Raw genomic sequence first — 27,000 nt, forward strand, 5'->3', positions numbered from 1 at the left:
CGGGAGGTCCGCATGAGTCTCTCCGAGCTCTGGTCGCTCTATGGCCAGAACTATATCGACGCGCTGCTAGCAACCTGGGGCATGACGCTTGAGTCGTTTGCCATCGCCATGGTGCTGGCCGTCGCCGTCACCGTGATGCGCGTGTCGCCGCTCAAGCCGCTGCGCGTCTTTGGCGACCTGTATGTCCAGGTCTTCCGTAACATCCCCGGCATCGCGCTGCTCATTATCGTCGTCTACGCGCTGCCGCCGCTCAAGGTCGTCCTGCCCTACCGCACCTGCGTCATCGTCGCCACAGTGCTCTTGGGTTCTGCCTTTGGCTCCGAGAACTTTATGAGCGGCATCAACACCGTCGGTGTCGGCCAGGTGGAAGCCGCCCGCTCGCTGGGCATGAGCTTCAGCCGTATCCTCGCCAAGATCGTGATTCCGCAGGCGCTGCGCTCGAGCGTGCTGCCCATGACCAACCTCTTTATCGCCGTCATGCTCACCACCGCGCTCGGCAGTCAGGTGCCGCTTAAACCGCAGGAGCTCACCGGCGTGGTGAGCTACATCAACACGCGCTCGCTCGGCGGCGTCGCCGCGTTCTTCATCTCGGCGCTCGGCTACCTGGGCACGGCCTTTGTGGTGAGCCACATTGGCAACTATATCGATAAGAAGGTGAGGATCCTCCGATGAGCAAGCACTCCACCTCTGCGCTCACCATGCGCGATGCGCTCTACGAGGCTCCCGGCCCCAAGATGCGCGCCAAGATTCGCGTCGGCACCGCCATCTCACTTGTTGCCGTGGCCGCGCTCATCGCTCTGGTACTGCAGCGCTTTTATGTGACCGGCCAGCTTTCGGTCCATTACTGGTACTTCTTTACGCACCTCACCACCTGGAAGTTCCTGCTTGCCGGTTTTGAGGGCACGGTTAAGGTCGCGCTCACCGCCGGCGCCATCGCGCTGGTACTGGGCTTAGCCCTCATGCTCGGCCGTACCAGCGACATCAAGCCGCTGCAGCTGGTCTGCCGCGTGCTCACCGATTTCTTCCGTGGCGTGCCGAGCCTGCTGTTCATCTACTTCTTCTTTTTGGTGCTGCCTCAGTACAAGATTTCACTGCCGTCGTTTTGGATGCTCACGCTTCCCGTCGCGCTCGCTGCAGCCGGCGTACTTGCCGAGATCTTCCGCGCCGGCGTCAACGCCGTGCCGCGTGGTCAGGTCGAGGCAGCCCAGGCGCTCGGTCTCTCCAAGGCCAAAATCACCTTTAAAATCGTATTGCCCCAGGCGATTCGGTTTATCATTCCGTCGTTGATTTCGCAGCTCGTGGTCGTAGTCAAAGACACCACCGTCGCCTATGTGGTGAGCTACCCCGACCTCATGCAAAATGCCCGCGTGCTCATTACCAACTACGACGCCCTCGTGTCGGTCTACCTGGTTATCGCGGTCATCTACATCCTCATCAACGTCGCGATCAACAAGGCCGCTGTCTACGTTTCGCACAAGACCGGCGCGACGATCATCCGCTAACGCTTTTACCATTTCGAGTCATAAGGAGCCGAGCACCATGGCACAGAGCACCTCTTCCACCGGCAATCAGCCGCTGATCGAGCTCAGGCACGTCGATAAGCACTACGGCGACCTGCACGTTCTCAACGACATCAATCTCTCGGTCGACCGCGGCGAAGTCGTCGTGGTGATCGGCCCCTCGGGCTCGGGCAAGTCGACCATGTGCCGCACCATCAATCGCCTGGAAACCATCGACTCGGGCGAGATCCTCATCGTGGGCGAGCCCTTGCCGCAGGAAGGCAAAGACCTTGCCCGCATGCGTGCCGAGCTGGGCATGGTGTTCCAACAGTTCAACCTGTTTGCACATATGACGGTACTGCAGAACGTCATGCTGGGACCGGTCGATGTGCTGGGCGTGTCCAAGGAGGAGGCTCGTGAGCGCGCCATGGACCTGCTGAGCCGCGTGGGCGTGGCCGAGCAGGCCGACAAGGTACCCGCACAGCTTTCGGGCGGCCAGCAGCAGCGCGTGGCCATCGCCCGTTCTCTTGCCATGCAGCCCAAGGCCATGCTCTTCGATGAGCCCACGAGTGCCCTTGACCCCGAGATGATCAATGAGGTGCTCGAGGTCATGGTGCGCTTGGCGCAGCAGGGCATGACGATGATCGTCATTACGCACGAGATGAACTTTGCCCGCCGCGTGGCCGACCGTGTCGTGTTTATGGCCGATGGCCAGATCGTGGAAACCGGCACGCCCGATGAGTTCTTCGACCATCCCCAGACCAAGCGCGCCCAGGACTTCCTCAACTCCATCAAGGGCCACTAACCAGCCACCCCGTGGGACAAATCCATCGGAAGTGTTGTCCCACGTCTCTCATGCGCCCTGTCACCTTTAGATTCGAAAGCAACACCTATGATCGGAACTCGCACTTCATCGCCCTACACCCCACATGTCGACGTCGCCCCCGCCGACCGCCCACTCATCCTCGTCGCGCCGCGTTGGGAAGAGGCAAAGCCGTTTTTAAGCGAGACGCTCTCCCCCAACGAGGAGATTGCCAGCGTCTTTGTCGATGCCATCCTTGCCGCCGGCGGCCTGCCGCTGCAGATGTCCATCACCGAGGACATTGAGGTCATCCGTCATTACGTCGATATCGCCGACGGTATCGCTATTCCCGGCGGCCCGGATGTCAACCCCAAACGCTGGGGCGATGATCGACCCTACGACCCCACCCTCTGCTGCGAGATCCGCGATTGCTTTGAGTTTAAGCTGGTCGGCGAGGTGCTCCGCGCCAAAAAGCCGCTCTTTACCACCTGCCGCGGCACGCAGTTGCTCAACGTCGCCACTGGCGGCACCCTGTGCATGGACGTGCCGAGCCTGGGCGCTCGCGAGGGCCGCACGCAGTGGCGCCATACCCACGTGCTCAACGACCCCGTGCATCCCGTCGAGGTCGTGCCGGGCTCGCTGCTCGACCGCGCGCTTGGCGGCCACAGACTGATCCAGACCAACTCAGCACATCACTGCTGCGTCGATCGTCTGGGTAAAAGCACGCGCTTGGTCGCCAAGGCAACCGACGGTATTCCCGAGTGCATCGAGGTCGAAGGCCAACCATTCTGTCTAGGCGTGCAATGGCATCCCGAGTACACGTGGAAGACGCTCGAAACCGACTTTAACCTGTGGAAGTCGTTTGTCGAGGCGGCGGCAAAGGTAAAGCAGGCCCGCTAGCTCGCGAACCACTCAGGTTAAAGCCTCCTAAGCCGGGGGGGCGGACACCAGCTACGGTGCCCGCCCCCCTGTATTTGATATGCTCGGTATGATTATCCCTCACAAACAATCAGAGAAATCTCGACCGCAATCGGTCGACAGTAAAGCAAATGATAAAAACGCTTGCTACGTTTATGAGGCAGTCAATTAAAATCGAGATGCATTGACCATTCCCCAACGGGGTCACGCCGCAAATCCACATGAGCATCGAGGCTGGAAGCGGAAGCATGGAATTGGCCCCGATCTGTATGTAGATCGCTACGACGTTGACAAGCAACAGCATGCCAATCGGACCGAAGCCGGACCCAAAATAGGAAACAACGATTACGCAAGAAACCACGTATGCAAGGCAGGCAGCGGCAGCAAGAACAAGTCGATAGCAAAATACATGCAGGTTGAAATACTGCTGAGCATCCGAAACGATTGCGCAGTTAAGACAGTACAAAACGACACTCGACAGGACAAACGCGCCCAAAAGGGCAAAAGAAGATAGCACCACTCGCGCAACGATAGCGCACACACGCTTTCCTCCCCGAGCCTCCGACAACCCCCACGGTTCCTCGACAAAGCCCGAACTGACAAAGCGCGGCACAATGCAAGCCGCGATGAATGGAAAGAACAATGCATGGGCCAACGGGGCTACGTTGAACAGCAGACCGCGAAAAACCTCTGCATTGCCAAATAGAAGGACATCCTCCGCCGATAGCCGAAGCGTCGGGTCTGGAAAAAAACCCAAGAAACTGTTCTCACGGAGGCTACAGAACCACATCGGGAAAGAATTAAGCTGCAATATCACCATGTACGCATAAATTACCAGGATTAAGGCGTACGCCCATTTGCTCACATGCTTCAATTCTGACTGGAGAAGTCTTTTAATCTGACGAGCCATTGAGCACACCCCCAGCGCGAAAGCTCAAGAGAGCGTAAATCAATACCGATAGACAGCTGGCTGCCACGCCATATCCCAGAAGCGTCAGCTGCCCCATATCGCTATACCCAAGGGCACATCCGACTCCAAGGTACGGCCCCGGAAGGAAGAAGATCCATCGCAAGGATGGTATAGGTGCCTGAAGGAAGGCTCCGTAGAGCGTCAAGCTCATGACAAATCCAACTATCACCACGGCCCCGCTCAATACAGCGCTGCCCGTTATCCGATAGATGGTCACCGTCTCCAGCGCAACCGATATCACCAATACGGCGTTGACTATCATTGCAGGCAAAAATACAGTTAGTATGTTGTGCGAGTAGTTATGCCCTCCACGTATTATGGCTATTGCAAAAAGAAGAAGGCAAAGCGCGCTATACGCTGCGCCAATTATTAAAGCAGACGAAAATGCATGGGCTAGAGCCCCATAAAAGCGGTTGAGACCTCTTGCCGAAGAAATTCGGTGCCCCTCTTTATAGCCATGCTCCTGTAAAAGCACCAAACAAACGATGAGTGGAACGAACAGGGATGTACCGGCAAAAGCGCTGCGCGCAAGGGACTCATCAGGCGCAGAAGGATCGATTGCATTCCAGAGGAAACCAATATCCTCCCCACAAACGCCATAGCCAAAGGCGAGCAACGTTGTTCCGTTTTTTAGAAAGATGCCGAAGAGAAGGCCGAACGCCAGCATAAGCGCAAGACCAAACTTCGCCGGAAATATCCTGTGCAAACGCATCATATCTGCCTTTATGGGATGGATCGCCCGCTTCATAGCGAGACCGCCTTCATCAAGCGCCTGTAATACTCTTTTAGGGATGGCGCCTCATCCCTTATGACGTCCATCGATTCCTTTTTCAGCAGTTCACCGTCATGAAGAAACAGGCAGCTTGTTGCAACCGATGCCAGCTCATCCAAGTCGTGGCTAGAGATAAGCATGGTCTTACCCTGCTCCCGATTCAATCGACCGATAAGGGCCCATATACTCTCGATGCCCAACGGATCCAATCCATTTGCCGGCTCATCGAAAATTAGTACGTCGGTGTCGCCCAATAAAGCCGTAGCTATATCCAGTCGCCGTTTCATTCCCAGAGAAAAACTGCTCACGCTCTTTTTCTCATCGACGTCCAGCCCGACTAGGCCCAAGACACGAGGAACCTCACGTTTCTCATCGAGCCCCCATTCCGCACATCGGATCCGAAGATTCTCAGCCGCACTGAGGGATTGGTATGCTCCGCAGGAATCTGGCACATAGCCGACACGCGTCCGCATCAGGCTCAGCTCTTTTTTCGACTTGCCTCCAAAGAGCTCCACGCTCCCCGACGATGGCTCACAGAGGCCCAATACGATTTTAATAAGCGTGCTTTTGCCCGCCCCGTTTGCACCAACAAGGGCGCAGAGCTCAGACTGATGTACCTCGAAGGAAACGTCATGCAAAACGCGGCGCCTCCCATAGCGCTTTGACACCCTTGATAGCCTTATCGTTGATGCGTTCATTGGCCTCCCGTTCCGCTTGATAGCAAAACCGCTCATATCGTTCCTTCTTTACTTTATCGTTTTCCATAGTTATTATTGTTTTTCGATAACTCATATTTGTCAAGATAATCTAAAAGAAAGAACCCGTGTTAGACACGGGTCCCTTCACGCTGATATTTCGTTTTAGTTGTTCGCCTTAAGCTACTCGTCGCTCAAATCGACAGCAAAGACTGATGTCGGAAGCGACGCCTCATTGCCTCCGCCGTCCCGCATCTGCCTCACAACGTTTTTTGCACGCTCAACAATAAGCTCCTCAAGCTCTTTCTCACTCACGCGCTGAATAATATCTCCCGGTTGACAATCAAGCTCATCACAGATATCGAGGAGCGTCTTTAGGCGAATAGCTTTTATCTTTCCGTTTCTAAGCTTTGAAATATTAGCCGGAGTATGCCCCGTCGCCCGAATCAGATCAGAACTGGTCTTTCCGGTCTTAAGCAGCTGCGTCTCAAGCTCGATAATGAGATAGCTCATGCTTCCTCCTACACAAGCTCGTCAGACTGCTCCTGGAGCAGCGAGGCATAACTCCAGATCGCCGAGATAAACAAACAGACAACCGCGCCGATAAGCGACCCCGCATCAAAGGCAATGCCTTGGCAAATCTCAATAACGAAGGAATGAGGCACGATGTAAAGCTCCAGTCCGCCAATGGTGAGATTGACCGATCCATAGGCACCAACAAGCGAAACCGCGGCGTTAGCAGCAAAGGCAAGCGCGAGAACACGGATAAGCCGTACATGCGTCTTGGTAAAGGGCGAGACGCCCCGCGAGATGTTACGGCTGATCCCGCACAAAACGACAAGCGAAATACCCACGACGAGTGCCAGGCACAGTCCGCTTGGGATAACGATGCACCCGCCATTGAGAAGCGTCACGACACCGAAAGAATCAACAGAAGCACCGTTTGCAACCGCATACCAGATCACGTAAACAACCAACGCGGCAAAAGCAACGAGCATCCCTGCAAAAACGGCTGCCATGCAAAAACCAAGCTTCCTGATATTTTCGCCCGCCTTGGCCATACGCTGAACGCTGTTGGACATACACTCACCCTCATCGGCTCTATCGTTATTCGAACAGTTTATCGAACAACGATATGGATTGCATGAGGAAAGCCCCGCCAGTGCGCATAGGCCATTCACTAATCAGAAGGGGTGAGCGTGGATTTTTGGACACGTATCGAACGAGCGTGGATAATCTCCCACTTTGAGGCCGCCACCGGGCCTAAAACGGGAGATTATCCACGCTCATAGTCATCAAAGCTTGCAAGCTTCTATTCAGCCGCCTCGCGCAGGGCCGACATCGTAGCCGCATATTGCTGCTGCAGCGCATGCATTCCCTCGCGGGCACCATCAACGGCATCGGCACCACGCAGCGCTTCGGTCACCACGACCGCCGGCTCGTACAGATTATCGAATCCCAGGTTCTGGCTCACGCCTTTGAGCGTATGCGCCGCCATAAACGCACTCTCGGCGTCTCCTGCCGCCATGGCAGCCTCCAGCTTGTCCATGCTCTCGTCATCCAAAAACTTGAGGGCAAAGCGGGCAAGCATTTCCTCACCCATCAGCCGAGCGCACGCGTCATCATAATTAGCGCCGATCTTCTCATACGCCTCACGCATGGAAATCATGAATCAAAAACTCCTTTGGTCAAACTAAATCGTGGGAAACGCGACGACGTCGGCAGGGCGCGCCAATGTTTCGGCAATACGATCTTGTACCTCGAGCAGGCAGTCGAGCAGCAGCGGGTTAAAGGTACCGCACTTACCGTCCAGGATCATCTTGATCGCTTCCTCGTGCGGGATAGCGTCCTTGTACACGCGCACGCTCGTCAGGGCATCGTACACGTCAGCCACCGAAACCACCTGCGCGGCGATGGGAATTTCGTCGCCCTTAAGGCCATCGGGATAACCCTTGCCGTCCCAGCGCTCGTGATGCCAACGCGCAATCTGGTACGCATATTCCATAAGCGCATTGCCGGCGTGATGGCTACCCAGCTCAAGCAGCATGTCGGCGCCGATCGTGGTATGCGTCTTCATAATCTCGAACTCCTCGGACGTAAGGCGTCCGGGCTTGTTGAGAATCGCATCGTCAATCGACATCTTGCCGATATCGTGCAGCGCCGAAGCCAGGGCGATCGTAGAGCGTTCCTCATTGTCGAGGGAGACCGTGCCGCTACGCTGGACCAGACAGCCAAGCAGCAGCTCGGTCAGCTTCTCGATGTTCGTAACGTGCCTGCCGCTCTCGCCGTTGCGAAGCTCCATGACGCCGGCCATGATGTCGATGAGCATGCGACTGTTCTTGACGCGCTCGTTGTACTGCTGGGACAGCAGGCTCGTCAGGCGGCGCTGTTTGGCGTACAGGCGGATGGTGTTGTTTACGCGGCGGCGCACGATACGGGAGTCAAACGGGCGGTTGATATAGTCTGAGGCGCCCAGCTCGTACGCGCGCAGAACCATATCATCGGAATCTTCGCTCGAAATCATGATGACAGGCAGATTGTCGATGCCCGATCGGCGTGACAGATCGGCCAGCACCTCAAAGCCGCTTATGCCCGGCATGATAATGTCCAGCAGCACGAGCGACAACTCATCGCCATAGCGGTCGACCATGTCGAGCGCCGCACGACCGTTATCGGCCTCGAGGACACAATACTCGTCCTTGAGCATCTCATTGAGAATGACTCGGTTCATCTCGGAGTCATCGACAATAAGCACCAAAGGCTTTTCGCTTTGGAAGGCCTCGATGGAATCGGCATCGGTCACGACCGTACCGGCTTTTGCCTTAGCGCGGCTCAGTAACTGGACAGCGCGGCCAACGCCCTCATCGACCGTCTCGCCATGAATGCGAACGCCACCAACACATGCCGTCAAGCTCACGTACTCATGGCCCGGAATAATCGTGGAACGAACGGCATCGGACACCTGATGCAGGCGACGGGTGAAGTCATCGGAGGGAATATTGGACATGACAACCACAAACTTGTCGCAGCCATAGCGCACAAGCTCGTCAGTCGAACGGATTCTGCTGCGCATGGCTGTCGCCACAGCACCGAGCGCAAGGTCGCCGGCATGACGGCCACACGTATCGTTGAAGACCCTAAAATCATCAAGGTCGATCATCGCAACGCCGGCATTCATGCGGGCGTTGCGGAGCTTTTCCTCGTAATATCGGCGATTATGCACGCTCGTCAGCACGTCGGTGTAGACAAGGTCCTCTTCTGCAGCCTCTTGCTCATCGATCGGACGCACCATCAGCAGGACGTGAGGCTCGCCCTCGACCTTCAGAGGGCGCAGATGAGCGCGGTACTCAACGCCATCGTTGAGCAGTTGCTCCGACACCTCATCGGAATCTGTCAAGGCCTCAAGACTTGACAGACGCAGACAAGGACACCGATCGCCGGCGAGCAGGCAGTTAGGCTCGCTCTTAATCTGATCGGCCGACAGCAAACGCACCACGGGGTAGGTCTTCGCGACACGGGCGACCTCGGCGGCAGCCTCCTCGTCGGTTAGATTGACCTCGTGATTATTGAGCATATGGGGCCCTTTCGATAGTTTCGCATGGTAGCGGTGGGTTCCAAATGTTACAAGGGTAACACCTTGCCGATGCAGGTAAGCACGTGAATGCTGTTACATTTTTATGACCTGGCAGACGGCGCGATTGAAGTCGCAGACGTGAGGTTTTGAGCACATTTGTTAACACGGCCGAAACGTTTGCGGGTGAAGCCTGCTTTGGCCATTGCGGGTGTTAGAGCCCCAGGATGCCACGGACAGCCCGGGCAGCCGCTGCCGGGCGATCGCGCAGACCGTTATGCGCGCCCGGGATCGTCACGAGAGGGCAATCGAGATATTCGGCAGCCGCTCGCGTGCCAGCCTCGCGGGGCGTGCCAATCGAGAGCTCGCCCAGGAGCACGGCGGCCACCGTTTTTGACGCGCGAACGCTATCCCAATCGGGAACGCAGGTCATAGTAATCCCGTATTCATTGGCCATGAAGCAACGACCATTGCGCAGGGCATGTTTGGCTTCCGCTTCGGTCGTCCCAGGAGCCTCGGGATCCAAGTCGCCGAGGGCTCCCAAGAAAAGCCGGAGCGCCCTTGAAACCTTTCCAGCCGCAATCATATCGAGCAAAACCGGGGCTGCGCCCATGCCGACGCCTTCGGCCGACACAGCCGGCTCATGCAGAATCGCACGGGCGACGAGATGGGGTTCAGTGCGAAGAAGCTCCAGCGCCACCAACGTACCGGCGCTGTGCGCAAGCACATTTGTCGGAGCGCCAACGTGTTCGATCACGGCCTGCAGGTCGGCGGCCTGAGCGGCAAGATCATAGCTGCCGTCTGCCGCTTCGCTGCTGCCACCACAGCCGCGGCGGTCGTAGGCAATTACGCGGTAGTTGCGGCTGAGCTCACAAGCGATGCCGTCGAAAAATGTGCCGTCAACACAAGCGCCGTGCACGCACACCAAGGCAGGAGTATCAGGCGACACATCCGGGCCGGCATATTCGCGACAGGCAATCGTGGTGCCCGCATTCTCGACCGTAAAATCCATGTTGTGCCCCCATCATCAATGCCCATCCAATTGCACGTCAGTACGGCTGAATGGTCCCGCATTGCCTTACGACTTGTTAACAGATTAACTGTACCCGACCCGAGGCTTTTCATGGCACGGCATCATGAGCGACGTGAAAAAACGAAACTTGTAAAGCAAGAGCCCACACCTCGCTTTGGAGCCGATGCTATGCTTAGGCGCAATAGTCTTGAGGAGCATATGCCTATGTCTACATTTTTGAATGCCAGCCCCATCTTTGGACCCGTTCGCAGCCGTCGCCTTGGTCTCTCGCTCGGCGTCAACATGATGCCGGCCAGCGGCAAAATCTGCACGTTCGACTGCATCTACTGCGAGAACGGCCTCAACGCCGAGCGCCCCTGCCATGAGCCGTATAACACGGCTGCCGTGGTACTCGAAGCGCTCGAGGCAAAGCTGCGCGAGATGGCAGCCGAGGGCGAGCCCCCCGATGTAATCACCTTCGCAGGCAACGGCGAGCCCACCGCCGCACCGGAGTTTCCACAGGCCATCGCCGGCGCCGTCGCGCTGCGCGATCAGCTAGCCCCCAACACCAAGATTGCCGTGCTTTCCAACGGCACGCGCGCCGACCAGCCCGCTGTGCACGATGCGCTCATGATGGTCGACGACAACATTCTTAAGCTCGATACCGTCGACCCGGCGTTTATCCAGCTGCTCGACCAGCCCGTTGGCCCCTATGACGTCGAGCACCAGATCGAGACGTTCGCAGGCTTTAACGGTCATGTCATTATCCAGACGATGTTTTTGAGCGGTGAGTACCGGGGCAAGTCTCTCGATAACACCGGCGAGGAGTACGTCGGCCCTTGGCTCGCGGCGCTCGAGCGCATTCGTCCGCAGGAGGCGACCATCTACACGGTCGCGCGCGAGACACCAGTCGCCGGCCTTGCCAAAGCAGCGCCCGAGGTGCTCGACGCCATTGCCGCGCGCGTGCGCGCCCTCGGTATTCCCTGCCAGGTGAGCTACTAGCGCGGCCGCCCGCCAGCAGCTAAATTAGCCCCATCCCAAATGAGCTGGTCTGCGGGTGGGCTATACTAGCTGCGGATGAAAGGAAGTTAGCCATGTATGACAAAGGACCCGTGCCCGGCCGCAACGACGCTTGCTGGTGCGGCAGCGGCAAGAAATACAAGAAATGCCATAGCGCCTTTGATGAGCGCCTCGAGCGCTTGTGGGAAGAAGGCTGGGAGGTTCTGCCTCGCACGCTCTACAAGACTCCCGCCGATATCGAGGGCATCAAGCGCTCGGCAGCCATCAACGTGGGCGTGCTCGATTATGTGGGCGAGCATATCGCCGCAGGCATGACCACCAACCAGATCGACCAGATGATCTACGACTACACCGTCGAGCACGGTGGCACGCCGGCCGACCTCAACTACGAGGGCTACCCCAAGAGCGTGTGCACCTCGATCAATGATGTGGTCTGCCACGGCATTCCCTGCGATACGGACGTGCTGCACGAGGGCGACATCATCAACGTGGACTGTTCCACGATCCTAGACGGCTACTTTAGCGACTCGAGCCGCATGTTCTGCATCGGCGAGGTCTCGGCCGAGCGCCAGCGCCTGGTCGATGTCACCCGCGCCAGCGTGGAAGCGGGTCTGGCGGCCGTCAAGCCATGGCTGCCACTGTCCGTTATGGCCGAGGCCGTGCAAAAGACCGTCGAGGACGCCGGTTTTAGCGTGGTGCGCGAGTACGGCGGACACGGCATCGGTAAGGAGTTCCACGAAGACCCATTTGTGGGCTTTACCACCGAGGCGCCCGATGTGGATACCATCATGGCCCCGGGCATGGTCTTTACCATCGAGCCTATGGTCAATGCCGGAGCGCCCGACATCAAGATTAGCAAGGGCGACGGCTGGTGCGTGCGCACCAAGGACGGCAGCGATTCGGCCCAGTGCGAGGTACAGCTCGTGGTGACCGAGGACGGCTACGAACTGCTCAGCTGGTAGCCGTGGATGCGCCGGGCTACGCGATGGATATGTTAACCATCACGAAGCCCGGCGTTTTTTAGCGTTTTACCTGGTAAAACCTGCCAAAATAAACCTGTCCCTTTTTGGCAGGTCGAGCGGAGAGGACTGTTTGTGAACATCCTGGTTTTGCTGCCCGTCAATGACCGCCATCGCGCAATCCTCGAGTCGAGCGCTCCGGGCGAGGACTTTATCTACACGAGCGCCGACGCCGTCACGCGCGAGCAGGTTGCCGACGCCGACGTGATCCTGGGCAATATCGACCCTGCCCTGCTTACCGCATGCGAGCACCTCCAGCTGCTGCAACTGCAGACCGCGGGCTATGACGATTACTTGGCCGCCGGCACCGTGCCAGCCGACGCTAGGCTTTCCTGCTCGGTGGGCGCCTACGGCCAGGCCGTGAGCGAGCACATGTTTGCCATGGTCCTTTCCATGATGAAGCGCCTGCCCGGCTATCACGACTTGCAGCGCGAGCATCGCTGGGAGGATTTGGGGCCGGTCACCTCGCTCAAAAATGCCAACGTGCTGGTGCTGGGCGCGGGCGACATTGGCGGCCACTTTGCCACGCTCTGCCGCAGCATGGGCGCGCACGTCCGCGGCATCAAGCGTCATCCGCTCGTCTATCCCATTGTGTTTGAGGACATGGACGGTATGGACGCCCTGCCCGAGCGCCTTGCCGAGGCTGATATCGTCGCATCCTTTATGCCCAGCACACCCGAAACCCAAGGCCTGGCGAACGCCGAGTTCTTCGCCGCGATGAAGCCGGGCGCCTTCTTTGCCAACGGCGGCCGCGGCGATCTTGTGGTCGCCGACGACTTAGTTGCCGCCCTGGAGTCAGGACATCTCGCCGGCGCCGCGGTCGACGTCACCAACCCTGAGCCGCTGCCTGCGACAAGCCCCCTGTGGGATGCGCCCAACATGCTCATCACGCCGCACGTCTCCGGCTGGTTCCACCTGGCAGCCACGCTCAACAACGTCATAGACATCGCCGCGGAGAATCTGCGTCACCTGCAGGCCGGCGAGACCCTGCGCTGCTGGATCGAACACTAAGAATTACGCCGTTTTACAAACGGCGTAATGAGCCGACGCTGCGAGCCCGTCTGGACGGCAATCTGCCTTTCAACTTCGGCGGCATGACCAGAAGGTCAATGCCGCCTTGTTTCAAGGCACCTTGCTCGCCCAGACGGGCTCTCGCTGACTTTTGTTCAACCTGTAGGGACTGGCTGGCGCGGCCCTGCCTGGGGGCATTCGCTGACTATTATTCGGCCAGTGAGGTTTAGAGCTATTTGAGCGTTGTTAGATAGTTTCTTGCGTTTTCGACGTTCATTGCTGCGACGGGTGCGTGTGAACAGAGTTTGGCATCGTTGGTGACCAGTAGATCTGCTTGAGTGCGTATCGCTGCCGCAATGATTAAATCGTCTTCGTAATCGCTATGGAGCTCACGCTGCCTGTTCGCCATCCATATGTCGCTCAGGTCACAGGGCACTGGCGTGGCAAGCTGCGACAACACGCTAAGACAATCCCATGCAAGCGAAGTCGCTGCCATAGCGGCATTCTGGGAAAGCGAACCGTGCTCTCGCCGATACCATGCCTTATGTTCGCTTGAAATCAAATAGAACAGGTCTTTGGACGATGTCGCCGCATACAGCAAATCCACCTGCGCCGTGCATGCATTGCGTAAAAACTCAATCGCCACTGAACGACCACGTCGTGAGGGAATGAAGTAATCGAGCCACACGTTGGTGTCAACCAAGATGCGCTTTGGAGTCTCACTCATAGAGCCAGCTCATCTCCTCGCCATAGCGATCCGCATAGGCATTCCGTTTGAGCTCTTCGTCGTCCGATGGCTGAGCCTTGACCATATCGATTCCCGACTCACAGCAAGCGGCAGCGAACAGCTTCGACCCCTGATCCATGAGCTCGAGCTTACGTTTGGCGGCCTTTTCGCGCTCGCGCTGTTCCGCCCGGGCACGACTGGGCAGCAGGATATCCTCGAGCGCACCGGGGCGATCGGCCAGCGACGCTGCAAGCTGCCAGAGCGCTCGCACCGCTTGGCTCGGCGTCATACCGGCCTTGGAGAGAGCAGCGTCGCCGCTCCTTTTAAGATCGGCATCGAGACGCACGTTGATCTGAGCGGCCGTTGTAGTCATGATCCCTCCTTACCACTCCAAAATCATCATAAAACACTATGTTAAATACGTAAAGCATGTATAGCATTTTGAAGCATAGCCGTATCCTGCGCACCAAAAGCCGCCGAGGCGCACTGCACCTCGGCGGCTACGCATCACCGATGTAGTTCGGTTTTACCCTTTGCATTTGCCCAGATAAAACCTGCCAAAATTAACATCCCTTTTTGGTAGGTTTTAGAGCTCAACGCTTTCGGCGCCGTTGATGTTCAGGTCACGCTCGTAGAAGGCCGTGAGGGCGCGGATGGCGTATACCACGTCGCGCACGCCACCGGTCTCGTAGCTAGAATGCATGGCCAGCTGAGGCAGGCCCACGTCCACGGCATGCATGCTCGCCTGCATATTGGACAGATTGCCGAGCGTGGAGCCGCCGGCCATGTCGCTCTTGTTGGCGAAGGCCTGCGTGGGCACGTCGGCGTCATCGCAGATGGCCTGGAACACCGCGCGGCTAAAGGCATCGGTGCAGTAGTGCTGGTTGGCGGCTTCCTTGATGACGATGCCGCCGTTGAGCACAACCTGGTTGCGGGCGTCGCACTTCTCGGCGTGGTTGGGGTGCACGGCATGCGCGTTGTCGCAGCTCACGAGCATCGAAGCGGCAAGCGCACGGTGGTACGACTCATCGTCAAAGCCCAGCGATCCGTTGATGCGGCGCAGCGCGTCGGCCAAGAACGTCGACATGGCGCCCTGCTTGGTCTCGGAGCCAACCTCCTCGTTATCGAAGCAGCAGAAGACCGAAACGTCGTGCGCATTCTCGGCACCCAAAAATGCCTGCAGCGAGGTGTAGGTGCAGGCCAGGTCGTCGAGCTTGGGCGTCGAGATAAACTCGTCGGCCCAGCCCCAAATGCGCGCATCCTGACGATTGACCAGGAACAGATCGCGGCCCAGAATCTGCTCGGGCTCAACGTCCAGCTCTTCGGCGATCAGGGCATCGAAGTCACCCTGCTTAAGCTCGCCGGCGCTGATGAGCGGGCACAGGTCGACAGCTCGGTTGGGCGCAAAGCCCTCGTTAACGCCACGATTCATATGGATGGCAAGGCTCGGGATAATGGCAACTTCGCGCTCGGTAGCGAGCAAGCGGCTCTCGATACGGTCGCCCTCGCGCACCAGCACGCGGCCCGCAAGTGCCAGCGGGCGATCGAACCAGGTGTAGTCGATCATGCCGCCGTAGGCCTCGGTGTTCAGGCGCAGCGTCTCGCCCGCGCCGTCGAGCTCGGGCACGGCCTTAACCTTAAACGTCGGCGAATCGCTGTGTGACGCCGTGAGTTGAAAATGATAGTCGCCGGCAACGCCGTCCTCGCCCCACGTCGCGGCCAGGTCCTCGCCCACCTTAAAGGCAACGACGCTCGAGGTGTTGCGCTGCGTGTAATAACGCCCGCCCGGTTCGATATCCCACGCCGCATTCTCGGGCAGGTAGGTAAAGCCCGCCTCGTCGAGCTCGGCCATAATGGTCGCCGCCGTATGGAACATGCTGGGGCATGCCTCGATAAAGTCGATAAGGTCGTTGGCGGCCTCGATATCGTCGGCCGTCACATGCACGCGCTCGGGCGTTTCCTGATCCGTCATGTTCTCCCCTTTCGCTGGGCTGATGATCCCCTCCAGCATACCCCGCCACGCCAGCGCCGCACTCTTCATTCCGTGCTTAATTCCGCGCCGCTCACCAAGTTGAGCCATCATGCCCGCGCTCCTTTTGCGACAATTGCGCTAACAGGACGAGAGGAGCCGTCATGAAGCCACGTAACATTGCTATCGCCTGCGGTGTCGCGGGAGTCGCCGTCGGCCTTGCCGCTGCCGCCGGCATCGTTTACCGCAAGCAAATCAAGTCCGTTGCGTCGCTCAAACGCTTGACCGACTATGCGGATGGCTATGACCTGTACGCAATCGACATCGCTTACGACTACGACCTTGACCGCATCATCGCAACCGATGTGCGCGATGACCAGGCCTACATTGATGCTGTGGTGGCGCAGGTGTTGCCCGGTGTGCCGGCACATGTCCAGGCGCCCCAGTTTGCCTGCAGCGCTTTTGTCGCCGTAGATGCCGAAGGCCGCGTGCGCACCGGTCGCAATTACGACTTTAAGGACGACACCTCGGCGCTGCTGGTGCGCAATCACCCACGCGGCGGCTATGCCTCCATCGGGTTTGCCGCCCTTAACAACCTGGGCGATAACACTCCGCTTGACTCCGTCGCCGGACGTGCCGCCGCACTCATGGGCCCGTTTACCCAGCTCGACGGTGTTAACAAATGCGGCGTGTCCATTGCCGTACTCACTCTGGATTCCAAGCCCTGTGACCAGGACACGCAACGCCCCGTCATCAACACTTCGCTCGCCATCCGTCTGGTGCTCGACCGCGCGGCCACCACGCAGGAGGCCGTCGACCTGCTTTCTGCCTACGACATGCACGCCATGGCCGGACGCGACTATCACTTCTTTATCAACGACGCCGCCGGTGACGCGCGGGTGGTGGAGTGGGATCCGCGCGATCCCGACCGTGCATGCAAGGCGACGCCCGTACGCCAGGTCACGAACTTCTACGCCTGCTATGGCGACGAAGTGCTGCCCAACCAAAAGAATGGCGAGCTGGGCCATGGCAAGGAGCGCGCCATCGCCATCGCCGATGTCCTCGACGCCCATACCGGCGCCCAAGACGAGGCAGTCGCTTGGAAGGCCCTACGCGCTGCGGCGCAAGAGCCCAATCCGGAAGACATCACCAGCAACACGCAGTGGTCGGTCGTCTTCGACAACACCGAGCCCGCTGCCGCCATCACGCTGCGCCGCCACTGGGGCGACGTCGACGCCTTCGCGCTGTAAGGAGCTGGCACCGTCGTCCTTACGCTCGCCTGACGTTGCTTACATTTCTATACGCTTGAGCTAACACGTTTTACCCCCGTATCAACAGTGTGCGGGGTAAACTTATGCGCATGTTATAACTTGCCCGGAAGGATTCATCATGCTCAGGATCGGTCTTCTTACCAGTGGCGGCGACTGCCAGGCGCTCAACGCCACCATGCGCGGCATTGTCAAAACGCTCATGACCAATAGCGAAGAGCCTATCGAGATCTATGGTTTTGAGGACGGCTACCAGGGCCTTATCTACAGCAGGTTCCGCGTCATGTCGCCCGCCGATTTTAGCGGCATCCTCACCCGCGGCGGCACCATCCTGGGCACGAGCCGTACGCCGTTCAAGCGCCTGGATGTTCCCGAGGCCGATGGCGTCGAGAAGGTGCCCGCTATGGTCCACACCTATCATAAGCTGCAGCTCGACTGCCTGTTTATGCTGGGCGGCAACGGCTCCACCAAGACCGCTAACCGCCTGCGCGAAGAGGGCCTCAACGTTATCGCCCTGCCCAAGACCATCGATAACGACACCTGGGGCACCGAGCTGACGTTTGGCTTTACGAGCGCCATCGACGTCGCTACCAAGTGCATCGATGACATCCACACCACCGCCTCGAGTCACGGCCGCGTGTTCGTTATCGAGATCATGGGCCACAAGGTTGGCTGGATCCCGCTGTACGCCGGCGTCGCGGGCGGCGCGGACGTCATCTTGATTCCCGAGATCCCCTACGACATGGACAACGTCATCAAGACCATCGAGCATCGCATGGAGACCGGCAGCCGCTTTACCATCGTGGCCGTCGCCGAGGGCGCTATCTCCAAGGAGGACGCGGCGCTGTCCAAGAAGGAATACAAGAAGAAGCTTGCCGAGCGCACGAGCCCGTCGATCGTCTACGACATCGCCAAGGAGATTGAGGCCAAGACCGGTCGCGAGACCCGCGTCGCCATCCCCGGCCACACGCAGTGCGGCGGCCAGCCCGATGCCCAGGATCGCATCTTTGCGACCCAGTGCGGCGTCGAGGCCGCGCTCGGCTGCCTGCGCGGCGAGTTTGGCTACATGATTGCCCTGCGTGACGGCAAGATGTGCCACATGCCGCTCGAGAAGGTCGCCGGCAAGCTCAAGTTTGTCGACCCCCAGAGCGACCTGGTGCGCGAGGCCAAGGCGTTGGGCATCAGCTTCGGCGACGAATAGCCTCGGCTGGAACTGCTCTCATCGGAGGCCCCAGGGCTTTCCTCCCAAATCGTCCTCGGACATGTCAGGACCCCGCTGCGCGCTTCGCGCGGCGGGGTCCTTCCGTCCTGCGGAAAGATTTGGGAGGAAAGCCCTGGGGCCTCCTGCGGTAACTAGGGAGGCCGAGGCTATTCGTCTTCTTGCTGCAAGTGCGTGGGCTGAGATTTTGGGATGTTGCAGGCTCTTAGCTGAGAGTAGCACTGACATTTGTCCTGAAATGGCTGGTCGTTAGGGGTTGCTACCGGTAGTTGCGGTAGGGTTGGGGCAGATTCTAACTAGAAATGGTGGTCGCTACCGGTTGTTCTCGGCATACTCGGCTCATTCGATTCGACCATCAAACGAAAGGAACCACCATGGATCTTGCGATGGCACAACGCCTCGTCGATCGCCGTAAAGCTGCCGGCCTTTCTCAGGAGGCGCTTGCTGCCCAGCTGGGCGTAAGCCGCCAGGCTGTTAGTAAATGGGAGCGCAGCGAGTCCTCACCCGATACCGATAACCTCATTGCGCTCGCCGCGCTGTATGACGTGTCGTTGGACGAGCTGTTATATGGGGAGGCGGCCAACGATGCCGACGACCTGGAGGACGGTAGCGCCGACACCGAGATGGCGGATGTGGCTGACGAGGCCGAGGATTCTGCCGAGCACGCCGATTGCGGCGACAAACCACTTGTCGATATTTCCCTCGCGCGCGGTATCCACGTCATTGATCCCAATAAAGGCGAGGAAGTCCATGTTGGTTGGAGCGGCATCCATGTGACCAACGAGCGCAAGGGCGAAGAGGTGCATGTGGGGCCGGACGGCGTGCATATCGATACGCTTGAGGACGATGGACATAGCGTACGCACCAATGACGACGGCACCGTCACCATCGACGGCGAGACGTTTTCCAGCTGGAAGGAAGCACACGACAAGCTCGACCATCATGGCAAGCATTTCCACACCAAGGTCGGACGTGCATGGAACAAATTCCCCTTCCCCGCACTTGTCACTCTCGCCTATCTGGTGCTCGGCATTGTCTACGGCACATGGGGCATGGGGCTTTTCCTCGTCTTTCTGGTTCCCGTCTATTACGCGCTTGGCGACTTTATCGACCAACGCCACTTATCTAAGCTGATCGAGGTCATCTACCCGGCAGCCGCCATCGCTTGGTTCCTCTACATGTGGCTCTGTTTGGGACAGCCCCATCCTGCATGGATCATCCTCATCACGATTCCCGTCATCAAAGCGCTCATGCGCTGGTGCCGCAAACAATGGAAGCACCGCCAACAGGCCTAACACGCTCCGACCCACCAGCACCCAACCACCCCCGCCCTTCTCCTAAGTTGCGGTGAGATAGGGACTGTTTTGAAGCTCCAAAGCGCCAAACAGTCCGTATATCACCGCAACCTACAAACAACTGGGTCAGTTCCGGCACGGAGATTAGCATTGAGCTGACCACGCGCCAAGAAAAGGGCCTATTTACTACGTTTAACTCGAGAGGGCCGACCATACCCGCCTTTTCCGAATATTTGCAAGCCCTCTACCTGCGGTTTTAATTTCATAATCTTTGTCATGGTCGAGGGTGTGGTAGCAAACGTAGTAGATAGGCCCGTTTTGCGGCATACGACCCATTCAAGCCCAATCTCGAAGGCTGGAGAAAGCCCTTCATCCACGCCTGTGAGCGAAAACCAAATAGAATGAAAGGCAAATGGAAAAGCCCGTTTAACGAGCGGAGGACATATGCGCGACGTAGCCGAAAGCGACTGGAAGCTGTTTAAGAAAATGCTTCCTCAATGGCAAGAACGTTATATGGAAAAGCTCATCGGCCAGTATGTTGAGATACTGAACGGCGACAGTGAAGCGTCCAGTAGATTTTGGGCACTAGAAGAGCGCCTCAATAGAGACAAGCTGTCCTCAGGCGTAATTGCAAACGACATTCGCCGCAGCACAATGCACCGCGAGATAGCCAATTTGCTTATCGACAGCGTGATCACCCTTGACGACCTTGACGGTTTTACCGAGGACATTAAGAGCTATGCGCAACACTGGATTGGCCAGTAAGAGCACTGAACGACAGACATCCCCAGCAAAACGGGGCAAACGCCGGGCCACCTAAAGCTGACGTTAGATAACGATACTTTTGAAAACACTGGAAAATCAAGGTTTTTCGAGCGACGGACAAGCAGGGTATTGTACTAAAAACTGAATACGACGCAGAAGCGGCGTTTCTTACTCTCTACATGGGAGAACAGGAACGCCGCTTTTTTCATGCCCTTTGTTACGCAGTAGGGGCAGAAAAAGCCTTGCTACAAGCGGTTTTGCGGGTGTGTATCTGGCGCGGCAAGGGATTTATACCTTATTCCCCGAAACCGCGCTTCTACTGCGTAACAAATCCAAAGCAAAGGAGCTATGAACTATGGCAGTTTTCAGAGTGGAACGGAACAAGGGCTACACCGTAATGAGCAACCACCACCTACGCAACAAGGAGCTTTCCCTAAAGGCAAAGGGGCTGTTGTCGCAAATGCTGTCACTCCCCGAAGATTGGGACTACACCTTGAAAGGCTTATCCCTTATCAACCGGGAGAAGATAGACGCTATCCGCGAAGCCATTAAGGAGCTTGAACGCGCCGGGTATATCGTCCGTTCAAGGGAGCGCGACGAGAAAGGACGCTTGCGGGGCGCGGACTATGTGATATTCGAGCAGCCGCAGCCGCCTACGCCGGATTTACCAACATTGGAAAATCCAACATTGTTGCCGTTGCGGTCACAATCCGTATGCCTGTATCGCTCATACCGTCAAGAAGCGCGTCGAGCTGCCGCCGCTGCGTGTTCTTCTCCGGCGGCGTTTCCAAAAGGAACTGGTCTACGGATATATTGTAGCGGAGCATAAGCTCAAAGAAAATCTGTAAACTTGGGTGCTGCCCCTTGTTCTCAATGTTCGCAAGGTAACGCGGCGAGATAAACATTTCGTCGCTTACTTTCTTGCGGCTCTCCTTGCGCCCTGTCCGCGCCGCCTTTATCGCTGCCCCAAAAGCCTTGAAGTCGTATTTCGGTACTGGTCTTTTTGCCATAATTATTCACCCTATTACATTTTACTGTTCACCTTTCCTCTTGGATATGTCTACACTGTTCTATCAGTTGACTAAAATAATTCATATGTATATGTTGACAACTAGCCGCTTTTTTTGTATAGTATTATTAAAAGGGGGGAAATGTTTATGTTACATAGCATGCGTATTCGATAAGCATTGAAATTAAAAAAGATTTTTCCCATTTTCAATATGGGCTTTTTTGTCATGCTTATTTTGCGTATGCTATACAACAAAACTAACGATGTATAGACATAGTATAAAAACTATGCCTTAATTTTGTTGTAGTGTTATATGTATAAATGCAGGTCAATGCTCATGTTGAGAATTGACCTGTATTTTTTGCGCAAAAGGAGAAATATTATGCTTGAAAAATATTGGATAAAATGTCCAATTTGTAACGGAAAGACGAGGGTTTAAGTATTTTATAATACGGTATTAAGAAATTTTCCTCTTTTCTGCCCTAAATGTAAATTAACACATATCGTTGATGTTGAAAAATTAGAAATCATAATCAAAAACTCTGAAAAACAAACTTTTTAATTTTGAAAAGGAAGGATATTAAATGAAACACTTACCTAAAAGTACACCTACGGAAATATTGAATGACCCATACGGATTTACTTACAAAGAAATGTCGGAAGTAATTGGAGAGGATAAAGCAAGAGCCTTATATGCGAAATTGTATAAACAGCCATTTCACAAAAAAAATCTATCAATATCAACAAAAAAAGTCTATAAAAGTAGCGATACTGAAAAGTATGTTTATGAATTGAAAGACAACAGGTATATCGAAACGGTTTTTATTAAACGGCGAGATGGTGGGACTGTTTGCGTAAGTACGCAAGTTGGTTGTTCTGTTGGCTGTATTTTTTGTGAGTCCGGACGCAATGGTTTCGTTCGTAATCTAACACCGTCTGAAATTGTGCAGCAGGTCATATTGATACGTCAAAAAGTAAATCGTATCGTTTTTATGGGAATGGGAGAACCTTTATTCAATTACGACAACTTGATTGCAGCAATCCATATTCTTCGAGATAGAAATGGACTTAACTTTCCAACCGACGGCATTACCATATCAACAGTTGGTCCAGTTAATCAATTAAAAAAATTGCGCGAAGAACATCTAAAAATTCAGTTGACAATATCTTTACATGCAGCAACACAGGCTGTGAGAAACTGTATCATTCCTCATATGCACATGTACGCTATTGAAGATGTTGTTAAGCAAGCATTGTCCTATTCACAAAGGCATAATCGAAAAGTGGTATTTGCGTATTTGCTTTTACCAGGTATAAATGACCGTTCCTCAGATATAAGGCAACTTGCAAAATGGTTTAAGGGCAAAAATGTTATGATTAACGTGCTGCAATACAACCCGACGAGTAATTCAAAAATTAGAGCACCACAAAAACAAGAAATGGTTGCGTTCAAACATCAATTAGAGCAAACAGGACTTGAAGTTACCATGAGAGTTTCTCATGGTAGAAAGATTAAAGCAGCTTGTGGACAGTTAGCTAATACATATAATAAAGCCAAAAAACAACAAAAATAATTTAATTAAAAGAGCCAGACGCACAGACGCAGAGCCGATAATATGCAGTTTGAAATACTGCTGTTATCGGCTCTTTTTTGATTTAATTTGTGCCCCCAATAACCATATTGGAGCAAAATCAGAACTGTTGCTTGTCGTTCTTTGATTTCCGCAGCAGCTTTGAAAAATCAAAGCCGCCGTTTCTTTTTATCTTCTCAAGAAATGACGCGGTATCACTGTTAAAAGCGGCGGCTAAAGGAGGTAGCCGCCATGAAGCACATACCATATCGACAAAATCCGACGGTCATTGACACATCAAAAAAAGCCCGACCACCACCGGGGGAAATTACGCTTGTATATATGAACTGTCTAATCATCTAAATACTACTCACAATACCAATGCGCCTGTCCGGGCTTTTCGGACAGGCGCATTTTGCTGCTCAAAAAATTTTTTGAAGAAATTTCAAAAAATCTTCGGCGTTTTTGAAAACCGCCGTATTGCCCCGCGAAAAGGGGGAAGCACCACCAACTTTCCAACGAGAAAGGAGGTGAGAATGTGGAACCTAACAGCAGGGAGTTTTACAAACAGTGTGCTTTTCAGAAGTTTTGTAATACGGTACTTCACAATGAAGCGTGCGACACTCATAGAGAGCTTCGCAGACACAGGGCAAAGGAAGTGACCTTTTCCGACATGACCTTAGACGAAGCGCGACAGCTTCATACGTTTGATGAATATTTCAAACGGGAAACTGTTGAAACCGTCTTTGAGAAAGCCGGGAAGAAAATCACGCCAAAGCTGCTTCTTGAAGCAATCCGTACTTTGCCGGAAGAAAAGCGCAAAGCCATACTGCTGTATTACTTCGAGGGAATGAACGATACCGAGATTGCGGAACTGTTCAATACGTCGAGAAGCACGATACAGTACAGGCGGACAAGCTCTTTTGAGAGATTAAGAAAATATCTGGAGGAAAATGCTGATGAATGGGACGAATGGTAACGAACCCGGCTACCCGGAAAATGCCCTTGTTCCCTATCCTGTCATTGTGGTAGCGACAAAGGGCGACCCGGACGCTATGAATGGTTGTCCGGCGTTTGCGCAGATAAAACCTGCCAAAATAAACCTGTCCCTTTTTGGCAGGTTACTCGGCGCTCTTGAGGGCGCCGACCATGTCGATCTTGTTGAGGGTGCGATTGGTAGCGAGGTTGACGATAAACGTAAAGCCAAAGGAAAGCACCACGGCGAGCACGTAGCTTAGCGGCTCGACCTCGACATCAAAGTACAGCGACGGCATCTGCAAAATGTACGTAAAACTCTCGGCCAGCAAGCCGCCCAGCGGCACGCCCAGCGCAGCGCCAATCGCCGTGAGGATCAACGTCTCCTTGTTGACGTAATGGTGCACCTCACCGCGACGGAAGCCCAACACCTTAATGGTCGCCAGCTCGCGCTCGCGCTCGGAGATATTCGTGTTGGACAGCGTAAACACCACCACAAACGATAGGCACGCTGCCATAAAGGTCACGAGCACCACGACAGAATTGATAATCGTAAAGTTCGCCTCGTAGTTCTGCCAATGTTCGGCCGTGCTCGAGATGGTGAGCCAACCGTCGCTCTTAATTTTCTTGCTAAACGCAATCTGGTCGGCCGACGAACCCTTAAGCAGCACAAAGACGCCGTTGAGGCGTGCGCTTCGACCGAACGCACGCTCATAGGTACTCTGCGTCATGTAAAGCGTGTTGCCCAGATAGTTGAGCGAAATGTCGCTGACTTTGACCTTGGCGACGTTGAGCGACGAATCCTGGACGTGTGCTGTCTCGCCCGGCTGAATCCCCAGCACCAACTGTGAACTCTTGCTCAGATACACGTCCCCGTCACGCAGGGCGAGCGGTTCTTTGGACTCATCCTCCAGGCACACGTAATCGCCCAAGTCACCCGTGCGGTCGTCGGGAATCACGATCAGCTGCACGGTCTCGCTCTTGCCGTCAAATGTAAAGGTGACGTTGTCGGTCATGATCGGCAGCGTCGAAGTCACGGTCACGTTGGAGTCGATGGCCGCGCTACGCTCCTCCAGCGCCGCGCGCGTCTGCGAAAAATCGTCGGGGTTGGCGACCGCCAGCAAGTCATAGCGCGTGATATGCCCGTACTGCTTGGGCGAAAGCGCCACCGACGTGTCGCGGATGCCCATGCCGCAAATCACGAGCGCCGTACAGCCCGCGATGCCAAAGATGGTCATAAAGGCACGCTTTTTGTAGCGGAACAGGTTACGCGCTGCCACCTTGTTCAAAAAGCCCATGCGGCGCCAGATAAAGCCGATGCGCTCGAGCAGAATGCGTGAGCCGGCACGCGGCGCCTTGGGGCGCATGAGCGAGGCTGGGGTCTCGGCCATCTCGTGACGACAGGCGATAATCGTGGCGCCCACCACACCCACGGCAAACAGCGCCACCGAGACGATCGAGGACACGATGTCGTACGAAAGCAGCATCTGGGGCAGTGAGTACATGTCGTCGAACACCGTAAACAGGAACAGCGGCAAGCCCACAAATCCGATGATGTTGCCGAGCACACCGCCGATCAGACACGCCCACAGTGCGTAGTCTACGTATTTGGACAGGATACGCCCGCGTGAATAGCCGAGCGCCTTGTACAGGCCGATGAGCGTGCGCTCCTCCTCGACCATACGCGTGGCGGTGGTAAGGCTGATGAGCACGGCGACGATAAAGAAGATGAACGGGAACACCGTGGCGATGGCCTCGATCGAAGAACTGTCGCTCTCGACGCTCGAGTAGCTTGCGATGTTACCGCGGTCCTGGATGTACCAAGTGCATTCGCCCAGGTCGGAAAGCTCGGCGCGGGCATCGGCGAATTGCTGATCGGCGGCGGCGCGGCGCTGGTCCAACTCGGCCTGAGCCTGGACGCGTTCCTCACTGCCCTCGGCCATACGATCGATGTTGCCCTGTTCAATCCCAAAGAGCATATTCGCCTGGCGCTCGGCCGCATCCAAGCTTGCCGGCGTGTCGACCGTCAGCTCCTGGGCGCGCGCCTTCTCACGCTCCTCGCGGATCTTCTCGATATTGCCCTTGACCTCGTTAATCCTTGCCGTATAGGCATCAGAATAGGAGTTGAGGTCCTTGGCTCCCTCGACGGCTACGTGGACTGCGGAATAGGAAGAAGATGTCGCGGCATCCTCGCTCACATAGAACTTATAGTCCGCAGCCGAAGCAGCGCGAAAGGCGTTGACTGTCGAGTCGGAGCTCACGTCGGTAGGATCGAGGACCTCGGCCGTAATGGTGTAATCGCCCGCGGCAAACTGGTCCTTGGCACTTTGGTTCGACGAGCTCGCGTCATTGGCGGCAAAACTCACCGTATCGCCGAGCTTTTTGCCCGAAGCCTTCAGGAACTTCGAAGTCACCGCGACCTCACCGGCGCTCTCGGGCAAATCGCCGCTCACCAGCACCGGTTGATCGATATTCTCCTTGGAAAGACTTTGCACGACCACGCGCTCGCGCGTTGTGCCCACGGCGGTGTAAGCGGTCTCGGTGTAGATGCCCTCGGCCGTCTCGACGCCGTCGACCTCTTGAATGGCGTCGAGATCATCGTCAGTCAGGCCATAGGTCGACTGCACGTTAATGTCATAGACATTTTGCTGGTCGAAGTAGGCGTCGACCGAATCGCACAGATCCTCGCAACCCGCCTTGAGGCCGCACATCACGCTCACGCCGAGCGCGGTGATGACCACGATAGATAGGAAGCGCTTAAGACTGCCGCGGATTGTGCGGTAGATGCCACGGCGAAATACCGTCGGCACCATATCGTTTGAGCTTTGGGCGGTACGGTAGGTCGCGAACTCCCGGTCGCGGCCCGCGTGCTCCGTATCGTGGTTTTGGCTGTTTTGGCGGTCCTGGTCCATG

General features: G+C 56.1%; 26 protein-coding genes and 3 pseudogenes. 16 read left to right on the forward strand and 13 right to left on the reverse strand.

Annotation, left to right across the window (positions count from 1 at the left end):
- Positions 1–12 precede the first annotated feature (12 nt).
- The 4 genes from DW151_RS01760 (at position 13) to DW151_RS01775 (ending at position 3,201) form a co-directional block, all read left to right on the forward strand.
- On the forward strand, positions 13–672 hold the full coding sequence (locus tag DW151_RS01760; protein WP_022094657.1) for an amino acid ABC transporter permease: 660 nt from the start codon (positions 13–15) through the stop codon (positions 670–672).
- Positions 669–1,502, forward strand: coding sequence for an amino acid ABC transporter permease (locus tag DW151_RS01765; protein ID WP_117629933.1), 834 nt, complete (start codon positions 669–671; stop codon positions 1,500–1,502). The genes DW151_RS01760 and DW151_RS01765 overlap by 4 nt, the downstream gene beginning before the upstream one ends.
- A 37-nt stretch (positions 1,503–1,539) precedes the next feature.
- On the forward strand, positions 1,540–2,304 hold the full coding sequence (locus DW151_RS01770; protein WP_118334148.1) for an amino acid ABC transporter ATP-binding protein: 765 nt from the start codon (positions 1,540–1,542) through the stop codon (positions 2,302–2,304).
- A gap of 87 nt (positions 2,305–2,391) precedes the next feature.
- Positions 2,392–3,201: a gamma-glutamyl-gamma-aminobutyrate hydrolase family protein gene (locus DW151_RS01775; RefSeq protein WP_118334150.1), complete on the forward strand. Its 810-nt coding sequence runs from the start codon at positions 2,392–2,394 to the stop codon at positions 3,199–3,201.
- 109 nt (positions 3,202–3,310) lie between these two features.
- Here the strand turns inward: DW151_RS01775 and DW151_RS01780 are convergent, their stop codons facing one another.
- From DW151_RS01780 to DW151_RS01815, 8 genes are all read right to left on the reverse strand, one after another.
- The gene (locus DW151_RS01780; RefSeq protein WP_117629930.1) at positions 3,311–4,129 is read right to left on the reverse strand and encodes a hypothetical protein; all 819 of its coding nucleotides are present in this window, start codon (positions 4,127–4,129) and stop codon (positions 3,311–3,313) included.
- Complete coding sequence (locus DW151_RS01785; RefSeq protein ID WP_117584142.1) at positions 4,113–4,937, reverse strand: hypothetical protein; 825 nt, start codon at positions 4,935–4,937, stop codon at positions 4,113–4,115. Before DW151_RS01785 ends, DW151_RS01780 begins: the two co-directional genes overlap by 17 nt.
- Complete coding sequence (locus DW151_RS01790) at positions 4,934–5,695, reverse strand: ABC transporter ATP-binding protein (RefSeq protein WP_118334151.1); 762 nt, start codon at positions 5,693–5,695, stop codon at positions 4,934–4,936. Before DW151_RS01790 ends, DW151_RS01785 begins: the two co-directional genes overlap by 4 nt.
- 144 nt (positions 5,696–5,839) lie before the next feature.
- Complete coding sequence (locus DW151_RS01795; protein WP_118334153.1) at positions 5,840–6,169, reverse strand: helix-turn-helix transcriptional regulator; 330 nt, start codon at positions 6,167–6,169, stop codon at positions 5,840–5,842.
- Between the two features lie 8 nt (positions 6,170–6,177).
- Positions 6,178–6,717, reverse strand: coding sequence for a hypothetical protein (locus DW151_RS01800; protein WP_147351746.1), 540 nt, complete (start codon positions 6,715–6,717; stop codon positions 6,178–6,180).
- Between the two features lie 251 nt (positions 6,718–6,968).
- Positions 6,969–7,325, reverse strand: coding sequence for an Hpt domain-containing protein (locus tag DW151_RS01805; RefSeq protein WP_199408668.1), 357 nt, complete (start codon positions 7,323–7,325; stop codon positions 6,969–6,971).
- Between the two features lie 24 nt (positions 7,326–7,349).
- The gene (locus tag DW151_RS01810) at positions 7,350–9,230 is read right to left on the reverse strand and encodes a diguanylate cyclase (protein ID WP_118334156.1); all 1,881 of its coding nucleotides are present in this window, start codon (positions 9,228–9,230) and stop codon (positions 7,350–7,352) included.
- Between the two features lie 211 nt (positions 9,231–9,441).
- Positions 9,442–10,239 (reverse strand): alpha/beta fold hydrolase, encoded by a 798-nt coding sequence (locus tag DW151_RS01815; RefSeq protein ID WP_118334158.1) that lies wholly within the window; start codon positions 10,237–10,239, stop codon positions 9,442–9,444.
- Between the two features lie 225 nt (positions 10,240–10,464).
- Between DW151_RS01815 and DW151_RS01820 the strand changes: the two genes are divergently transcribed.
- The 3 genes from DW151_RS01820 (at position 10,465) to DW151_RS01830 (ending at position 13,289) form a co-directional block, all read left to right on the forward strand.
- Positions 10,465–11,241, forward strand: a complete 777-nt coding sequence (locus DW151_RS01820; RefSeq protein ID WP_117637636.1) for a radical SAM protein — start codon at positions 10,465–10,467, stop codon at positions 11,239–11,241.
- A 92-nt stretch (positions 11,242–11,333) separates the two neighbouring features.
- On the forward strand, positions 11,334–12,221 hold the full coding sequence (map, locus tag DW151_RS01825) for a type I methionyl aminopeptidase (protein ID WP_055286839.1): 888 nt from the start codon (positions 11,334–11,336) through the stop codon (positions 12,219–12,221).
- A gap of 132 nt (positions 12,222–12,353) precedes the next feature.
- Positions 12,354–13,289: a D-2-hydroxyacid dehydrogenase gene (locus tag DW151_RS01830; protein WP_118334159.1), complete on the forward strand. Its 936-nt coding sequence runs from the start codon at positions 12,354–12,356 to the stop codon at positions 13,287–13,289.
- A gap of 232 nt (positions 13,290–13,521) precedes the next feature.
- On the opposite strand, the gene DW151_RS01835 is transcribed toward DW151_RS01830, so the two are convergent.
- From DW151_RS01835 to DW151_RS01845, 3 genes are all read right to left on the reverse strand, one after another.
- Entirely contained in the window at positions 13,522–14,016 is a 495-nt protein-coding gene (locus DW151_RS01835; protein WP_118334161.1) for a PIN domain-containing protein, read from the reverse strand.
- Positions 14,009–14,389, reverse strand: coding sequence for a translation repressor RelB (locus tag DW151_RS01840; RefSeq protein WP_117584152.1), 381 nt, complete (start codon positions 14,387–14,389; stop codon positions 14,009–14,011). The genes DW151_RS01835 and DW151_RS01840 overlap by 8 nt, the downstream gene beginning before the upstream one ends.
- A gap of 213 nt (positions 14,390–14,602) precedes the next feature.
- Positions 14,603–15,988, reverse strand: coding sequence for a M18 family aminopeptidase (locus DW151_RS01845; RefSeq protein WP_233539962.1), 1,386 nt, complete (start codon positions 15,986–15,988; stop codon positions 14,603–14,605).
- A 161-nt stretch (positions 15,989–16,149) separates the two neighbouring features.
- On the opposite strand from DW151_RS01845, the gene DW151_RS01850 reads away from it, so the two are divergent.
- The 5 genes and pseudogenes from DW151_RS01850 to DW151_RS01870 form a co-directional block, all read left to right on the forward strand.
- Positions 16,150–17,235: a carcinine hydrolase/isopenicillin-N N-acyltransferase family protein gene (locus DW151_RS01850; RefSeq protein WP_118334163.1), complete on the forward strand. Its 1,086-nt coding sequence runs from the start codon at positions 16,150–16,152 to the stop codon at positions 17,233–17,235.
- A 139-nt stretch (positions 17,236–17,374) separates the two neighbouring features.
- Positions 17,375–18,454 carry a 6-phosphofructokinase gene (locus DW151_RS01855; protein WP_118334165.1) on the forward strand — a complete coding sequence of 360 codons (1,080 nt, stop codon included), beginning with the start codon at positions 17,375–17,377 and terminating at the stop codon, positions 18,452–18,454.
- 392 nt (positions 18,455–18,846) lie between these two features.
- Positions 18,847–19,767, forward strand: a complete 921-nt coding sequence (locus DW151_RS01860; RefSeq protein WP_118334166.1) for a helix-turn-helix domain-containing protein — start codon at positions 18,847–18,849, stop codon at positions 19,765–19,767.
- A 444-nt stretch (positions 19,768–20,211) separates the two neighbouring features.
- The gene (locus DW151_RS01865) at positions 20,212–20,532 is read left to right on the forward strand and encodes a multidrug transporter (protein ID WP_117635687.1); all 321 of its coding nucleotides are present in this window, start codon (positions 20,212–20,214) and stop codon (positions 20,530–20,532) included.
- A gap of 355 nt (positions 20,533–20,887) precedes the next feature.
- Positions 20,888–21,223: pseudogene (locus DW151_RS01870) on the forward strand (helix-turn-helix domain-containing protein); the annotation flags it as partial.
- Here the strand turns inward: DW151_RS01870 and DW151_RS01875 are convergent.
- Positions 21,186–21,542, reverse strand: coding sequence for a helix-turn-helix transcriptional regulator (locus tag DW151_RS01875; RefSeq protein ID WP_118334168.1), 357 nt, complete (start codon positions 21,540–21,542; stop codon positions 21,186–21,188). The pseudogene DW151_RS01870 and the gene DW151_RS01875 sit on opposite strands and share 38 nt — an antisense overlap.
- 381 nt (positions 21,543–21,923) lie before the next feature.
- On the opposite strand from DW151_RS01875, the pseudogene DW151_RS01880 reads away from it, so the two are divergent.
- From DW151_RS01880 to DW151_RS01895, 4 genes and pseudogenes are all read left to right on the forward strand, one after another.
- Positions 21,924–22,103 (forward strand): annotated as a pseudogene (locus DW151_RS01880) (cysteine-rich KTR domain-containing protein).
- Positions 22,104–22,125: 22 nt separating this feature from the next.
- Entirely contained in the window at positions 22,126–23,115 is a 990-nt protein-coding gene (gene rlmN / locus DW151_RS01885) for a 23S rRNA (adenine(2503)-C(2))-methyltransferase RlmN (RefSeq protein ID WP_118334169.1), read from the forward strand.
- 535 nt (positions 23,116–23,650) lie between these two features.
- Positions 23,651–24,091 (forward strand): RNA polymerase sigma factor, encoded by a 441-nt coding sequence (locus DW151_RS01890; protein WP_008978027.1) that lies wholly within the window; start codon positions 23,651–23,653, stop codon positions 24,089–24,091.
- Positions 24,072–24,170: pseudogene (locus tag DW151_RS01895) on the forward strand (helix-turn-helix domain-containing protein); the annotation flags it as partial. The gene DW151_RS01890 and the pseudogene DW151_RS01895, both read left to right, overlap by 20 nt.
- 63 nt (positions 24,171–24,233) lie before the next feature.
- Here the strand turns inward: DW151_RS01895 and DW151_RS01900 are convergent.
- Positions 24,234–26,999 carry an FtsX-like permease family protein gene (locus tag DW151_RS01900; RefSeq protein WP_233543288.1) on the reverse strand — a complete coding sequence of 922 codons (2,766 nt, stop codon included), beginning with the start codon at positions 26,997–26,999 and terminating at the stop codon, positions 24,234–24,236.
- Position 27,000 lies beyond the last annotated feature (1 nt).

The sequence above is a fragment of the Collinsella sp. AM13-34 genome (genome assembly GCF_003473055.1).
Classification (GTDB): domain Bacteria; phylum Actinomycetota; class Coriobacteriia; order Coriobacteriales; family Coriobacteriaceae; genus Collinsella.